Genomic DNA, 15,708 nt, shown 5'->3' with positions numbered 1-15,708 from the left:
GAAGAAGGCGGTCGTCACACTCCGTTCTTCAAAGGCTACCGCCCTCAGTTCTACTTCCGTACCACTGACGTGACCGGTAACTGCGAACTGCCGGAAGGCGTTGAAATGGTAATGCCAGGTGACAACATTCAGATGACTGTTACCCTGATCAAGACCATCGCAATGGAAGACGGTCTGCGCTTCGCTATCCGTGAAGGCGGTCGTACCGTCGGCGCCGGCGTCGTAGCCAAAATTATTGAATAAGTAGTTGATTTACTTGATTGGGCCGGTATAATAGCCGGCCTGATACAGCGTTACAGGTCAGTAGCTCAATTGGCAGAGCGACGGTCTCCAAAACCGTAGGTTGGGGGTTCGATTCCCTCCTGACCTGCCATTTCACCTCGGTGTGATGGCTTTCTTCTTACAGGATCCTCCTCGATGACCCCCAAAACTGAAGCCCAAGAATCGCGTTTTGATCTGTTCAAGTGGCTGGCTGTAGTGGCTTTGGTGGTTGTTGGTGTAGTGGGTAATCAGTATTACTCTGCTGCTCCAATTCTGTACCGCGTACTCGCACTTCTTGCTCTGGCTGCTGTTGCTGGCTTTGTTGCCTTGCAGACCGCGAAGGGTAAGTCGTTCTTTACGCTGGCCAAGGAAGCGCGTACCGAGATTCGTAAAGTCGTATGGCCGACCCGCCAAGAAACCACCCAGACCACGCTGATTGTTGTGGCTGTCGTGCTGGTTATGGCTCTGCTGCTGTGGGGGCTCGATTCCCTGCTCGGCTGGGCGGTCTCCTTGATCGTAGGCTAAAGGTGCCCCGTGGCTAAGCGTTGGTATGTTGTGCATGCTTACTCGGGTTACGAGAAGCATGTGATGCGCTCCTTGATCGAGCGCGTCAAGCTGGCTGGCATGGAAGACGGTTTCGGCGAGATCCTGGTTCCGACCGAAGAAGTCGTTGAAATGCGTAACGGCCAGAAGCGCAAGAGTGAACGCAAGTTCTTCCCGGGCTACGTGTTGGTCCAGATGGAAATGAACGAAGGGACTTGGCACTTGGTCAAGGATACCCCGCGCGTGATGGGCTTTATCGGTGGTACAGCGGACAAGCCCGCACCCATCACTGATAAAGAAGCTGAGGCAATCCTGCGTCGCGTTGCCGACGGCAGTGACAAGCCGAAGCCCAAGACTCTGTTCGAGCCCGGTGAAGTGGTTCGAGTCATTGATGGTCCGTTCGCAGACTTCAATGGTAGTGTCGAAGAGGTTAACTACGAAAAGAGCCGCCTGCAGGTTGCAGTGCTTATTTTCGGTCGCTCTACGCCCGTGGAGCTCGAGTTCAGCCAGGTCGAAAAGGTCTAGGCGGACGAAGCATCCCATACCCCGCAGCCCTGTGTGCTGCGGGGTTTTGTCGTCACTGGGATAAAACGCAAGTCATCCGGGGAGCCAATAGGCGTTCGTACCCGATATTGGAGTAGCTCATGGCTAAGAAGATTCAGGCTTACATCAAGCTGCAAGTTAAGGCCGGCCAGGCCAACCCAAGCCCACCCGTTGGTCCAGCACTGGGCCAACATGGTGTGAACATCATGGAATTCTGCAAGGCCTTCAACGCCCGTACCCAGGGTCAAGAAGCCGGCCTGCCGACTCCAGTGATCATCACTGTATACAGCGACCGTAGCTTCACCTTCGAGACCAAGAGCACTCCTGCCTCGGTTCTGCTGAAGAAAGCTGCTGGCCTGACCAGTGGTTCGGCTCGCCCGAACACCGTTAAAGTCGGTACCGTTACCCGCGCTCAGCTGGAAGAAATCGCCAAGGCTAAACAAGCCGACCTGACTTCTGCTGACCTGGACGCAGCTGTACGCACCATCGCTGGCTCTGCCCGCAGCATGGGCTTGAACGTGGAGGGTGTGTAATGGCTAAGCTGACCAAGCGCCAAAAGGCAATCGCCGAAAAAATCGAAGCAGGCAAGGCCTATAACTTCGAAGAAGCGGCAACTCTGCTGGCTTCGCTGCCGGCTGCCAAGTTCGTCGAATCGTACGACATCGCGGTAAACCTCGGTGTTGACCCACGTAAATCCGACCAGGTTGTTCGTAGCGCTACCGTGCTGCCACACGGCACTGGCAAGACTGTACGTGTTGCTGTCTTCACCCAGGGTCCAGCTGCTGAAGCCGCTCTGGCTGCCGGCGCTGACCGCGTAGGTATGGACGATCTGGCTGCTGAAATGAAAGGCGGCGACCTGAACTATGACGTCGTCATCGCATCGCCTGATGCCATGCGTGTCGTAGGTCAGCTGGGTCAGGTTCTGGGCCCACGTGGCCTGATGCCTAACCCGAAGGTTGGTACCGTAACCCCAGACGTAGCCACTGCCGTGAAAAACGCCAAGGCTGGTCAGGTTCGCTACCGTACCGACAAGAACGGTATCATTCACACTTCCGTTGGCAAAATCGGCTTCGAAGCCGGCAAGCTGAAGGAAAACGTTGAAGCGCTGATTGCTGACCTCAAGCGTATCAAGCCAGCTTCTTCGAAAGGTATCTACGTCAAGCGCGTTACCCTGAGCACCACTATGGGCCCAGGTCTGGTCATCGACCAGAGCTCGCTGGACGTGTAAGAACATGGTGGTGTGACCTGTCACGCCACCAGCAAAAATTGGGGTCCCTGCCTGGCGGGGGCTATCCAAGACCGTAGGCGGCGCAAGCCTTAAAACACCAGCCCACGCAGATGGTGCTCCCGATTCGTTACCGAATCAGACACCAAAACGACATCCGGCTTCGGCCAGATGAAACGGTAAAAACCAGGAGTAAACCCGTGGCAATTAAACTCGAAGACAAGAAGGCCATCGTCGCTGAAGTCAACGAGGCTGCCAAAGTCGCTCTGTCCGCTGTCGTGGCCGATGCCCGTGGTGTGACTGTAAGCGCAATGACCGGACTCCGTAAAGAGGCCCGCGAAGCTGGCGTATACGTGCGTGTCGTACGTAACACCCTGCTCAAGCGCGCTGTTGAAGGCACCGAATTTTCGATCCTCAACGATGCGTTCAAAGGCCCGACCCTGATTGCTTTCTCCAACGAACACCCGGGCGCTGCTGCCCGTCTGTTCAAAGAGTTCGCCAAGGGTCAGGACAAGTTCGAGATCAAGGCAGCTGCGTTTGACGGCAATTTCATTGCAGCGAACCAGATCGACGTGTTGGCTACCCTGCCGACCCGCGACGAAGCTATTGCGAAACTGATGAGCGTGATCCAAGGCGCTACCAGCAAGCTGGCTCGTACTCTGGCAGCCATTCGCGACCAGAAAGAAGCTACCGCTGCCTAAGGCAAGCGAAACTCTTTCAAAATCATTCGTTTAATTTGATGGCTGCGTAGGCTGTCACCCCAATACAGGATTTAAGTCATGTCCCTGACTAACGAGCAAATCATCGAAGCAATCGGCCAGAAAACCGTTCTGGAAGTTGTTGAGCTGATCAAAGCTATGGAAGAAACCTTCGGCGTTACCGCTGCTGTTGCCGCTGCTGGCCCAGCTGCTGCTGCTGCCGTTGTTGAAGAGCAGACCGAGTTCAACGTTGTTCTGGTTGAAGCTGGCGACAAGAAAGTGAACGTGATCAAGGCCGTTCGCGAACTGACCGGTCTGGGCCTGAAAGAAGCCAAAGAGAAAGTCGATGGCGCTCCTCAGGTTGTAGCTGAAGGCGTTTCGAAAGAAGCCGCTGAAGACGCTAAGAAGAAGCTGGAAGAAGCAGGCGCTAAAGTCGAGCTGAAGTAATCTCGACCTTGCGACGCCAGTCCGAGCGTTGAGCAAAGGGCTGATGGCTGGTGGCTTATGCCACCGGCCTTTTTCCGTTATTGGCGGTCGGTCAGGCCGGCCCCGATAACAAGCTGCAAGACACCCATGTGGGTGGCGCAAACCAAGGGTTTGCACGATTTTCTGGCTGCTCCCGCCGGGAGAAGCCAAACAAGCAGGTGACCAAGCTGGGGAACGCTGATGGCTTACTCATACACTGAGAAAAAACGTATCCGCAAGGACTTTAGCAAGTTGCCGGACGTGATGGATGTGCCTTACCTCCTGGCCATCCAGCTGGATTCGTATCGCGAATTCCTGCAAGCGGGAGCATCCAAGGATCAGTTCCGCGACGTCGGTCTGCATGCGGCCTTCAAATCGGTATTCCCGATCATCAGCTACTCCGGCAATGCTGCCTTGGAGTACGTAGGCTATCGCCTGGGCGAACCCGCCTTCGATGTGAAGGAATGTGTCCTGCGTGGCGTGACCTTCGCGGTCCCACTGCGGGTCAAGGTGCGCCTGATCATCTTCGACAAGGAATCGTCGAACAAAGCGATCAAGGACATCAAAGAGCAAGAAGTCTACATGGGTGAAATCCCCCTGATGACTGAGAACGGTACCTTCGTAATCAACGGTACCGAGCGTGTGATCGTTTCCCAGCTGCACCGCTCGCCGGGTGTATTCTTCGACCACGACCGTGGCAAGACTCACAGCTCGGGCAAGCTGCTGTACTCCGCTCGCATCATTCCTTACCGCGGCTCCTGGTTGGACTTCGAGTTCGATCCCAAGGACTGCGTATTCGTGCGTATCGACCGTCGCCGCAAACTGCCGGCTTCCGTCCTGCTGCGCGCGCTGGGCTACAGCACTGAAGAAGTGCTGAACACCTTCTACACCACCAACGTGTTCCATGTTTCCGGCGAGAACCTCAGCCTTGAACTGGTGCCACAGCGTCTGCGTGGTGAAGTCGCGGTCATGGACATCCATGACGAGAATGGCAAGGTCATCGTCGAGCAAGGCCGCCGCATCACTGCGCGCCATATCAATCAGCTCGAAAAAGCCGGTGTCAAACAGCTCAACGTGCCGATGGAGTATGTCCTGGGCCGTACGACTGCCAAGGCCATCGTGCACCCTGCAACCGGCGAGATCATTGCCGAGTGCAACACCGAGCTGACGACCGAACTGCTGGTCAAAGTCGCCAAGGCACAGGTTGTCCGTATCGAGACCCTGTACACTAACGACATCGATTGCGGTCCGTTCATCTCCGATACCTTGAAGATCGACACCACCAGCAACCAATTGGAAGCTCTGGTCGAAATCTATCGCATGATGCGTCCAGGTGAGCCGCCGACCAAGGATGCTGCCGAAACCCTGTTCAACAACCTGTTCTTTAGCGCCGAGCGTTACGACCTGTCCGCCGTCGGCCGCATGAAGTTCAACCGTCGTATCGGTCGCACCGAAATCGAAGGTTCGGGCGTGCTGAGCAAGGAAGATATCGTCGAGGTTCTGAAGACTCTCGTCGATATCCGTAACGGCAAAGGCATCGTCGACGACATCGACCACCTGGGTAACCGTCGCGTACGTTGCGTTGGTGAAATGGCCGAGAACCAGTTCCGTGTAGGCCTGGTGCGTGTCGAGCGCGCGGTCAAGGAACGTCTGTCGATGGCTGAAAGCGAAGGCCTGATGCCTCAGGACCTGATCAACGCCAAGCCGGTTGCGGCCGCGGTGAAAGAGTTCTTCGGTTCCAGCCAGCTTTCGCAGTTCATGGACCAGAACAACCCGCTCTCCGAGATCACCCACAAGCGCCGTGTTTCCGCACTCGGCCCTGGCGGTCTGACCCGTGAGCGTGCTGGCTTCGAGGTGCGTGACGTACACCCGACCCACTACGGCCGCGTGTGCCCGATCGAAACCCCTGAAGGTCCGAACATCGGTCTGATCAACTCCCTGGCTGCGTATGCTCGCACCAACCAGTACGGCTTCCTGGAAAGCCCGTACCGTGTGGTGAAGGAAGGCGTTGTCAGCGACGACATCGTATTCCTGTCTGCCATCGAAGAGGCCGATCACGTGATCGCCCAGGCTTCGGCCGCGATGAACGACAAGAAGCAGCTGATCGATGAGCTGGTCGCTGTGCGCCACCTGAACGAATTCACCGTCAAGGCGCCGGAAGACGTCACCCTGATGGACGTTTCGCCCAAGCAGGTAGTTTCGGTCGCTGCGTCGCTGATCCCATTCCTGGAGCACGACGACGCCAACCGTGCACTGATGGGCTCGAACATGCAGCGTCAGGCTGTACCAACCCTGCGTGCCGACAAGCCGCTGGTAGGTACCGGCATGGAGCGCAACGTTGCCCGTGACTCCGGTGTCTGCGTGGTTGCTCGCCGCGGTGGCGTGATCGACTCGGTCGACGCCAGCCGTATCGTGGTCCGTGTAGCGGATGACGAAGTGGAAACCGGCGAGGCAGGTGTAGATATCTACAACCTGACCAAGTACACCCGTTCGAACCAGAACACCTGCATCAACCAGCGTCCGCTGGTGAGCAAGGGTGACATGGTACAGCGCGGCGATATCATGGCCGATGGCCCGTCCACCGACATGGGTGAGCTGGCGCTGGGTCAGAACATGCGCATCGCGTTCATGGCATGGAACGGCTTCAACTTCGAAGACTCCATCTGCCTCTCCGAGCGCGTCGTTCAGGAGGATCGCTTCACCACGATCCACATCCAGGAACTGACCTGTGTGGCCCGTGACACCAAGCTTGGCCCAGAAGAGATCACTGCAGACATCCCGAACGTGGGTGAGGCTGCGCTGAACAAGCTGGACGAAGCCGGTATCGTTTACGTCGGTGCTGAAGTTGGCGCTGGCGATATTCTGGTCGGCAAGGTCACGCCAAAAGGCGAAACCCAGCTCACCCCTGAAGAAAAACTGCTGCGCGCGATCTTTGGCGAAAAAGCCAGCGACGTTAAGGACACTTCCCTGCGCGTACCGACCGGTACCAAGGGTACTGTCATCGACGTTCAGGTCTTCACCCGTGATGGCGTCGAGCGTGACAGCCGTGCGCTGGCCATCGAGAAGATGCAGCTCGACGAGATCCGCAAGGACCTCAACGAGGAATTCCGCATCGTCGAAGGCGCAACCTTCGAGCGTCTGCGCTCTGCGTTGGATGGTCAGGTGGTCGACGGTGGTGCAGGCCTGAAGAAAGGCACTGTCATCACTGATGAAGTCCTCGCCGGTCTGGAGCACGGTCAGTGGTTCAAGCTGCGCATGGCCGAAGATGCACTGAACGAGCAGCTGGAAAAGGCTCAGCAGTACATCGTCGACCGTCGCCGACTGCTGGACGACAAGTTCGAAGACAAGAAGCGCAAGCTGCAACAGGGCGATGACCTGGCACCAGGCGTTCTGAAGATCGTCAAGGTCTACCTGGCAATCCGCCGTCGCATCCAGCCGGGTGACAAGATGGCCGGTCGTCACGGTAACAAAGGTGTTGTCTCGGTGATCATGCCGGTCGAAGACATGCCGCATGACGCCAACGGCACGCCGGTCGATGTCGTACTGAACCCGCTGGGTGTACCTTCGCGTATGAACGTGGGTCAGATTCTGGAAACCCACCTGGGCCTCGCGGCCAAGGGTCTGGGTGAAAAGATCGATCGCATGATCGAGGAGCAGCGCAAAGCCGCAGAGCTGCGCGTGTTCCTGACCGAGGTCTACAACGAGATCGGTGGTCGTCAGGAAAGCCTCGACGAGTTCAGCGATGAAGAAATTCTCGCCCTGGCTCATAACCTGAAGAAAGGCGTGCCAATGGCAACGCCCGTGTTCGACGGTGCGAAAGAGAGCGAGATCAAGGCCATGCTGAAGCTGGCCGACCTGCCTGAGAGCGGCCAGATGGTGCTGTTCGATGGCCGTACCGGCAACAAGTTCGAGCGTCCTGTGACCGTTGGTTACATGTACATGCTGAAGCTGAACCACTTGGTGGACGACAAGATGCACGCGCGTTCCACTGGTTCTTACAGCCTGGTTACCCAGCAGCCGCTGGGTGGTAAGGCACAGTTCGGTGGTCAGCGTTTCGGGGAGATGGAAGTGTGGGCGCTGGAAGCATACGGCGCGGCATACACCCTGCAAGAAATGCTCACAGTGAAGTCGGACGACGTGAACGGCCGTACCAAGATGTACAAGAACATCGTGGATGGCGATCACCGTATGGAGCCGGGCATGCCCGAGTCCTTCAACGTGTTGATCAAAGAGATCCGTTCGCTCGGTATCGATATCGATCTGGAAACCGAATAACACGTGACGTGAAGGGGAGTGGGGCAGGCAGTGCCCGCTCCCTGCTCCGCCAGGAGGAAAGGCCTTGAAAGACCTACTGAATTTGCTGAAAAACCAGGGTCAAGTCGAAGAGTTCGACGCCATCCGCATCGGTCTGGCGTCACCAGAGATGATCCGTTCGTGGTCGTTCGGTGAAGTTAAGAAGCCGGAAACCATCAACTACCGTACGTTCAAACCAGAACGTGACGGCCTGTTCTGCGCCAAGATCTTTGGCCCAGTCAAGGACTACGAGTGCCTGTGCGGTAAGTACAAGCGGCTCAAGCATCGCGGCGTTATCTGCGAGAAGTGCGGCGTTGAAGTTGCCCTCGCCAAGGTCCGTCGTGAGCGCATGGCTCACATCGAGCTGGCTTCGCCGGTCGCACACATCTGGTTCCTGAAGTCGCTGCCGTCCCGTATCGGCTTGCTGATGGACATGACCCTGCGTGATATCGAGCGCGTGCTCTACTTCGAGAGCTACGTCGTAATCGACCCAGGCATGACTACGCTTGAAAAAGGCCAGTTGCTCAACGACGAGCAGTACTTCGAAGCGCTGGAAGAGTTCGGTGACGATTTCGACGCCCGCATGGGTGCCGAGGCTGTCCGCGAGCTGCTGCACGCTATCGACCTGGAGCACGAGATCGGCCGCCTGCGTGAAGAGATTCCGCAGACCAACTCGGAAACCAAGATCAAGAAGCTGTCCAAGCGCCTGAAGCTCATGGAAGCCTTCCAGGGCTCCGGCAACCTGCCTGAGTGGATGGTCCTGACCGTCCTGCCAGTGCTGCCGCCGGACCTGCGCCCGCTGGTACCGTTGGATGGCGGCCGCTTCGCGACCTCCGACCTGAACGACCTGTACCGTCGGGTGATCAACCGTAACAACCGTCTCAAGCGCCTGCTGGATCTGTCGGCGCCGGACATCATCGTGCGCAACGAAAAGCGCATGCTGCAGGAAGCGGTCGACGCCCTGCTGGACAACGGCCGTCGTGGTCGCGCCATCACTGGTTCGAACAAGCGTCCGCTGAAGTCCCTGGCCGACATGATCAAAGGTAAGCAAGGTCGCTTCCGTCAGAACTTGCTCGGTAAGCGTGTGGACTACTCCGGCCGTTCGGTAATTACCGTAGGCCCGACCCTGCGTCTGCACCAGTGCGGTCTGCCGAAGAAGATGGCCCTCGAGCTGTTCAAGCCGTTCATTTTCGGCAAGCTGGAAATGCGTGGTCTGGCGACCACCATCAAGGCTGCCAAAAAGATGGTCGAGCGCGAACTGCCAGAGGTGTGGGACGTTCTCGCCGAAGTGATTCGCGAACACCCCGTGCTGCTCAACCGTGCACCGACCCTGCACCGTCTGGGTATCCAGGCCTTTGAGCCGGTACTGATCGAAGGTAAGGCCATCCAGCTGCACCCGCTGGTCTGCGCCGCGTACAACGCCGACTTCGACGGTGACCAGATGGCCGTTCACGTGCCGCTGACGCTGGAAGCCCAGCTCGAAGCGCGTGCACTGATGATGTCGACCAACAACATCCTGTCGCCAGCCAACGGTGAGCCAATCATCGTTCCGTCGCAGGACGTCGTGTTGGGTCTGTATTACATGACCCGTGAGGCCATCAACGCCAAGGGCGAGGGTCGTGTGTTTGCCGACCTGCAGGAAGTCGACCGCGTATTCCGCGCCGGCGAAGCTGCCCTGCACGCGAAAATCAAGGTTCGTATCAACGAGACCGTGAAAGAACGTGATGGCAGCGTCACCAAGAACACCCGTATCGTCGACACCACTGTTGGCCGTGCGCTGCTGTTCCAGGTTGTACCTGCTGGCCTGCCTTACGATGTCGTCAACCAGCCAATGAAGAAAAAGGCGATCTCCAAGCTGATCAACCAGTGCTACCGCGTGGTTGGTCTGAAAGAGACCGTCATCTTCGCTGACCAGCTGATGTACACCGGTTTCGCCTACTCGACCATTTCCGGTGTTTCCATCGGTGTGAACGACTTCGTCATCCCGGATGAGAAGGCCCGCATCATCGGTACTGCTACCGATGAAGTGAAGGAAATCGAAAGTCAGTACGCCTCCGGCCTGGTAACCCAGGGCGAGAAGTACAACAAGGTCATCGACTTGTGGTCCAAGGCGAACGACGAAGTGTCCAAGGCGATGATGGCCAACCTCTCGAAAGAGAAGGTCATTGATCGCGAGGGCAATGAAGTCGACCAGGAATCGTTCAACTCGATGTACATGATGGCTGACTCGGGTGCGCGTGGTTCTGCAGCCCAGATCCGTCAGCTGGCCGGTATGCGTGGCCTGATGGCCAAGCCGGATGGCTCCATCATCGAGACGCCTATCACCGCGAACTTCCGTGAAGGTCTGAGCGTACTTCAGTACTTCATCTCGACTCACGGTGCTCGTAAGGGTCTGGCGGATACCGCACTGAAGACTGCTAACTCCGGTTACCTGACGCGTCGTCTGGTAGACGTGGCGCAGGACCTGGTGGTGACCGAGATCGACTGCGGTACCGACCAAGGTCTGGTCATGACCCCGCACATCGAAGGCGGCGACGTTGTCGAGCCGCTGGGTGAGCGTGTTCTGGGCCGTGTGATCGCCCGTGACGTGTTCAAGCCAGGCACCGAGGACGTCATCGTTCCTGCCGGTACGCTGGTAGACGAGAAGTGGGTCGAGTTCATCGAGCTGAACAGCATCGACGAAGTGGTCGTGCGTTCGCCGATCAGCTGCGAAACCCGCTTCGGTATCTGCGCCAAGTGTTACGGCCGTGACCTGGCGCGCGGTCATCAGGTGAACATCGGTGAAGCGGTCGGCGTCATTGCCGCCCAGTCCATCGGTGAGCCTGGTACCCAGCTGACCATGCGTACGTTCCACATCGGTGGTGCTGCAAGCCGGACCTCGGCTGCTGACAGCGTTCAGGTGAAGAATGGCGGTATGGTACGTCTGCATAACCTGAAGCAGGTTGAGCGCGCAGACGGTAACCTGGTTGCCGTATCGCGTTCGGGCGAGTTGGCCATTGCCGACGAATTCGGTCGTGAGCGTGAGCGTTACAAGCTGCCGTACGGCGCTGTGATTTCGGTCAAGGAAGGTGACAAGGTCGAAGCTGGCGCCATCGTCGCCAAGTGGGACCCGCACACCCACCCGATCGTGACCGAGCTCAAAGGTACCGTGACCTTCGTGGGCATGGAAGAAAACATCACCATCAAGCGTCAGACCGATGAGCTCACCGGCCTGACCAACATTGAAGTGCTGGACGTCAAGGATCGCCCTGCCGCAGGCAAGGAAATCCGTCCGGCCATCAAGATGGTGGATGCCTCTGGCAAGGACCTGTACCTGCCGGGTACCGATGTACCTGCCCAGTACTTCCTGCCGGCCAATGCCCTGGTTGGCGTAGCCGACGGTGCCCAGATCGGTGTCGGTGACGTTATTGCGCGTATCCCGCAAGAAACGTCCAAGACCCGTGACATCACCGGTGGTCTGCCACGTGTTGCCGACTTGTTCGAAGCGCGTCGTCCGAAGGAAGCGTCGATTCTGGCTGAAGTCAGCGGTACCATTGCCTTCGGTAAAGAGACCAAGGGCAAGCGTCGCCTGGTGATCACGCCGACCGACGGTAGCGATCCGTACGAAGAGCTGATTCCGAAGTGGCGTCACCTGAACGTCTTCGAGGGTGAGCAGGTAAACCGCGGCGAAGTTATCTCCGACGGCCCGAGCGATCCGCACGACATCCTGCGTCTATTGGGTGTCAGCGCACTCGCCAAGTACATCGTCAACGAGATTCAGGACGTTTACCGTCTGCAAGGCGTTAAGATCAACGACAAGCACATCGAGACCATCCTGCGCCAGATGCTGCGCAAGGTCGAGATTTCCGAGTCGGGCGATTCCAGCTTCATCAAGGGCGACCAGATGGAACTGACTCAGGTACTGGTAGAGAACGAGCGTCTCGCCGGCGAGGACAAGTTCATCTCCAAGTTCACCCGTGTGCTGCTGGGTATCACCAAGGCGTCGCTGTCGACCGAGTCGTTTATTTCCGCGGCTTCCTTCCAGGAAACTACACGCGTATTGACCGAAGCGGCCGTAACTGGCAAGCGCGACTACCTGCGTGGTCTGAAGGAAAACGTGGTCGTGGGTCGTTTGATCCCGGCCGGTACCGGTCTGGCTTACCACAGCGAGCGCAAGCGTCGCCGTGATGCAGACAAGCCGCTGCGTGTGAGCGCCAGTGAGGTGGAAGCCGCACTGACCGAAGCACTGAACTCCAGCGGTAACTGAGTACAGGGCAGGGCCCCGGTTGACCCCGAACGGTCGTCGGCGACATGAAATGTTGCCGATGATCGGGCGGGGAGGGCCGGGGCCTTGTCTTGACTGGGTGCAAGATCCTCTTTAGACTTTTGTACCCTTAAATTTGGTGAGGCTCCGTCTCGCCAATTTTTGGCTTTCTTGCAAGACAATAGAGTCGCAAGACAATCAGTGGAGCTAGTAGATGGCAACTATCAACCAGCTGGTACGTCAGCCGCGTAAGCGTTCGGTCGAGAAGTCCGACGTTCCTGCGCTGCAGAACTGCCCGCAACGTCGTGGCGTGTGCACCCGCGTGTACACCACTACGCCGAAAAAACCTAACTCGGCACTGCGTAAAGTATGCCGTGTGCGTCTGACCAACGGTTTCGAGGTTTCCTCGTACATCGGTGGTGAAGGCCACAACCTGCAAGAGCACAGCGTCGTCCTGATCCGTGGCGGCCGTGTAAAAGACTTGCCAGGTGTTCGTTACCACACCGTTCGCGGCTCTCTGGATACTTCGGGCGTTAAAGGCCGTAACCAGGGTCGTTCGAAGTACGGTACCAAGCGTCCGAAGTAATCGGCCGTTTGCAGACATCCATTTTTTTGAGTCGATAAGAGTAAGGTCGGGCGGGGGTCGTAGACCCAGGTCCCGGGCTAACCTGAAGACCGTTTGAGGGCTTATCATGCCAAGACGTCGTGTAGCAGCAAAACGTGAGATCCTTGACGATCCTAAGTACGGATCGCAGATTCTCGCCAAGTTCATGAACCACGTGATGGAAAGCGGCAAAAAGGCCGTAGCCGAGCGCATCGTTTATGGTGCCCTGGATACCGTCAAAGCACGCAAGAACAGCGACCCCCTGGAAATCTTCGAGAAAGCTCTCGACGCCATCGCTCCGCTGGTCGAAGTAAAGTCCCGTCGTGTCGGCGGTGCCACTTACCAGGTCCCGGTTGAAGTTCGTCCATCCCGTCGTAACGCTCTGGCCATGCGCTGGCTCGTAGACTACGCCCGCAAGCGCGGCGAGAAGTCGATGGCTCTGCGCCTGGCTGGCGAGCTGCTGGATGCTGCCGAAGGCAAGGGTGCTGCAGTCAAGAAGCGTGAAGACGTGCACCGTATGGCTGAAGCCAACAAAGCGTTCTCGCACTACCGCTTCTAATTCAAGCATCAATTACTTTGCGAGGGCTTTATGGCTCGTACTACAGCAATTAACCGCTACCGTAACATTGGTATCTGTGCCCACGTTGACGCGGGCAAGACCACCACTACCGAGCGGATCCTGTTCTACACAGGTCTGAGCCACAAGATGGGCGAGGTGCATGATGGCGCCGCGACCACCGACTGGATGGTGCAGGAGCAGGAGCGCGGTATCACCATTACCTCCGCTGCCGTTACCACCTTCTGGAAAGGTTCCGTTGGTCAGTACGACAACTACCGCGTAAACGTCATCGATACCCCCGGCCACGTTGACTTCACCATTGAAGTAGAACGTTCGCTGCGCGTACTCGACGGCGCGGTCGTTGTGTTCTGCGGCACCTCCGGTGTCGAGCCTCAGTCCGAAACCGTATGGCGTCAGGCCAACAAGTACGGTGTTCCACGTGTTGTTTACGTGAACAAGATGGACCGTGCCGGTGCCAACTTCCTGCGTGTCGTAGGTCAGATCAAGAACCGTCTGGGCCACACCCCGGTTCCGGTTCAGCTGGCCATCGGTTCGGAAGATAACTTCCAGGGTCAGGTCGACCTGATCAAGATGAAGGCTATCTACTGGAACGACGACGACAAGGGCACCACCTACCGCGAGGAAGAAATTCCTGCGGACATGCTTGAGCTGGCTCAAGAGTGGCGCAACAACATGGTTGAAGCTGCTGCTGAAGCCAACGAAGAGTTGATGAACAAGTACCTGGAAGGCGGTGAGCTCACCGTTGACGAGATCAAGGCAGGCCTGCGCGCGCGCACCCTGGCCAGCGAGATCGTTCCAGCTGTTTGCGGTTCGTCGTTCAAGAACAAGGGTGTTCCCCTGGTTCTCGACGCCGTCATCGACTACCTGCCTGCTCCTACCGAGATTCCTGCCATCCAGGGTATCAACCCGGACGACAAGGATCTGGACAAGGAAGACCCGGCTGTTCGTAAAGACGAGCGTCACGCTGACGACAACGAACCCTTCTCGGCCCTGGCGTTCAAGATCGCGACCGACCCGTTCGTAGGTACTCTGACCTTCGTTCGCGTCTACTCGGGCGTTCTGAGCTCCGGCGACTCCGTGATCAACTCGGTCAAAGGCAAGAAAGAGCGCGTTGGTCGTATGGTGCAGATGCACGCCAACCAGCGTGAAGAGATCAAGGAAGTGCGCGCTGGTGACATCGCCGCCCTGATCGGTATGAAAGACGTGACCACCGGTGAAACCCTGTGCAACGCCGATCATCCAATCATCCTTGAGCGTATGGACTTCCCTGAGCCGGTAATCTCCCTGTCCGTCGAGCCGAAAACCAAGGCCGACCAGGAGAAGATGGGTATCGCACTGGGCAAGCTGGCCCAGGAAGACCCGTCGTTCCGCGTCAAGACCGACGAAGAAACCGGCCAGACCATCATCTCCGGTATGGGTGAGCTGCACCTGGACATCCTCGTTGACCGCATGAAGCGCGAATTCAACGTCGAAGCCAACATCGGTAAGCCTCAGGTTTCGTACCGCGAGAAGATCACCAAGTCCAACGTCGAGATCGAAGGCAAGTTCGTTCGTCAGTCGGGTGGTCGTGGTCAGTTCGGTCACTGCTGGATCCGTTTCTCGGAGCCGGAAGTGGACGAAAAAGGCAATATCACCGAAGGTCTGGTGTTTACCAACGAAGTCGTTGGTGGTGTGATTCCGAAGGAGTTCATCGCCCCGATCCAGAAGGGTATCGAAGAGCAGATGAAGAACGGCGTTGTTGCCGGCTATCCTCTGATCGGCCTGAAGGCCACGGTATTCGACGGTTCGTACCACGACGTCGACTCCAACGAAATGGCGTTCAAGATCGCTGCATCGATGGCAACCAAGCAGCTGGCCCAGAAGGGTGGCGGCGTGGTTCTCGAGCCGATCATGAAGGTCGAAGTTGTAACCCCGGAAGACTACCTGGGTGACGTGATGGGTGACCTGAACCGTCGTCGTGGTCTGGTACAGGGTATGGATGAGTCGGTCTCTGGCCGCGTCGTCCGCGCTGAAGTTCCGCTCGGGGAAATGTTCGGTTACGCGACCGACGTTCGTTCCATGTCTCAGGGTCGCGCAAGCTACTCCATGGAATTCTCCAAGTACGCTGAAGCTCCGTCGAACATCGTCGAAGCTCTCATTAAAAAACAAGGCTGATTCAGCCCCTTTAGGCTAGGAGTTCACTGTCGTGGCTAAAGAAAAATTTGATCGTACCCTTCCCCACGTTAACGTCGGCACTATCGGCCACGTTGACCA

General features: G+C 57.5%; 11 protein-coding genes, 1 tRNA gene and 1 pseudogene. All 13 read left to right on the top strand.

Going from position 1 to position 15,708, the window contains the following annotated elements; all coding sequences use genetic code 11:
• A pseudogene (locus ACF8R3_RS21600) lies at nucleotides 1-243 on the top strand (elongation factor Tu); the annotation flags it as partial.
• A 54-nt stretch (nucleotides 244-297) separates the two neighbouring features.
• Nucleotides 298-373: transfer RNA gene (locus ACF8R3_RS21595), tRNA-Trp, on the top strand.
• 44 nt (nucleotides 374-417) lie between these two features.
• Nucleotides 418-786 (top strand): preprotein translocase subunit SecE, encoded by a 369-nt coding sequence (gene secE / locus ACF8R3_RS21590; RefSeq protein WP_027915747.1) that lies wholly within the window; start codon nucleotides 418-420, stop codon nucleotides 784-786.
• Between the two features lie 9 nt (nucleotides 787-795).
• A complete protein-coding gene (nusG, locus tag ACF8R3_RS21585; RefSeq protein ID WP_003255501.1) occupies nucleotides 796-1,329 on the top strand; it encodes a transcription termination/antitermination protein NusG in 534 nt (177 codons plus the stop codon).
• Between the two features lie 119 nt (nucleotides 1,330-1,448).
• Nucleotides 1,449-1,880: a 50S ribosomal protein L11 gene (rplK, locus tag ACF8R3_RS21580; RefSeq protein ID WP_027915748.1), complete on the top strand. Its 432-nt coding sequence runs from the start codon at nucleotides 1,449-1,451 to the stop codon at nucleotides 1,878-1,880.
• Nucleotides 1,880-2,575: a 50S ribosomal protein L1 gene (gene rplA / locus ACF8R3_RS21575; protein ID WP_027915749.1), complete on the top strand. Its 696-nt coding sequence runs from the start codon at nucleotides 1,880-1,882 to the stop codon at nucleotides 2,573-2,575. The genes rplK and rplA overlap by 1 nt, the downstream gene beginning before the upstream one ends.
• Nucleotides 2,576-2,772: 197 nt before the next feature.
• Nucleotides 2,773-3,273 (top strand): 50S ribosomal protein L10, encoded by a 501-nt coding sequence (gene rplJ / locus ACF8R3_RS21570; protein WP_016715872.1) that lies wholly within the window; start codon nucleotides 2,773-2,775, stop codon nucleotides 3,271-3,273.
• A 78-nt stretch (nucleotides 3,274-3,351) separates the two neighbouring features.
• The gene (gene rplL / locus ACF8R3_RS21565) at nucleotides 3,352-3,717 is read left to right on the top strand and encodes a 50S ribosomal protein L7/L12 (protein ID WP_003255496.1); all 366 of its coding nucleotides are present in this window, start codon (nucleotides 3,352-3,354) and stop codon (nucleotides 3,715-3,717) included.
• Between the two features lie 219 nt (nucleotides 3,718-3,936).
• Nucleotides 3,937-8,010 (top strand): DNA-directed RNA polymerase subunit beta, encoded by a 4,074-nt coding sequence (gene rpoB / locus ACF8R3_RS21560; RefSeq protein WP_058606001.1) that lies wholly within the window; start codon nucleotides 3,937-3,939, stop codon nucleotides 8,008-8,010.
• Between the two features lie 64 nt (nucleotides 8,011-8,074).
• Nucleotides 8,075-12,274, top strand: a complete 4,200-nt coding sequence (gene rpoC, locus ACF8R3_RS21555) for a DNA-directed RNA polymerase subunit beta' (protein WP_058606002.1) — start codon at nucleotides 8,075-8,077, stop codon at nucleotides 12,272-12,274.
• 211 nt (nucleotides 12,275-12,485) lie between these two features.
• On the top strand, nucleotides 12,486-12,857 hold the full coding sequence (rpsL, locus tag ACF8R3_RS21550) for a 30S ribosomal protein S12 (protein WP_003255492.1): 372 nt from the start codon (nucleotides 12,486-12,488) through the stop codon (nucleotides 12,855-12,857).
• 106 nt (nucleotides 12,858-12,963) lie between these two features.
• A complete protein-coding gene (gene rpsG / locus ACF8R3_RS21545) occupies nucleotides 12,964-13,434 on the top strand; it encodes a 30S ribosomal protein S7 (RefSeq protein WP_003246741.1) in 471 nt (156 codons plus the stop codon).
• Between the two features lie 30 nt (nucleotides 13,435-13,464).
• Nucleotides 13,465-15,609 (top strand): elongation factor G, encoded by a 2,145-nt coding sequence (fusA, locus tag ACF8R3_RS21540; protein WP_058606003.1) that lies wholly within the window; start codon nucleotides 13,465-13,467, stop codon nucleotides 15,607-15,609.
• Nucleotides 15,610-15,708 lie beyond the last annotated feature (99 nt).

This window comes from Pseudomonas sp. FYR_7, assembly GCF_043106155.1.
GTDB lineage: Bacteria > Pseudomonadota > Gammaproteobacteria > Pseudomonadales > Pseudomonadaceae > Aquipseudomonas > Aquipseudomonas parafulva_B.
This window is presented reverse-complemented; position numbering and strand designations above follow the sequence as displayed.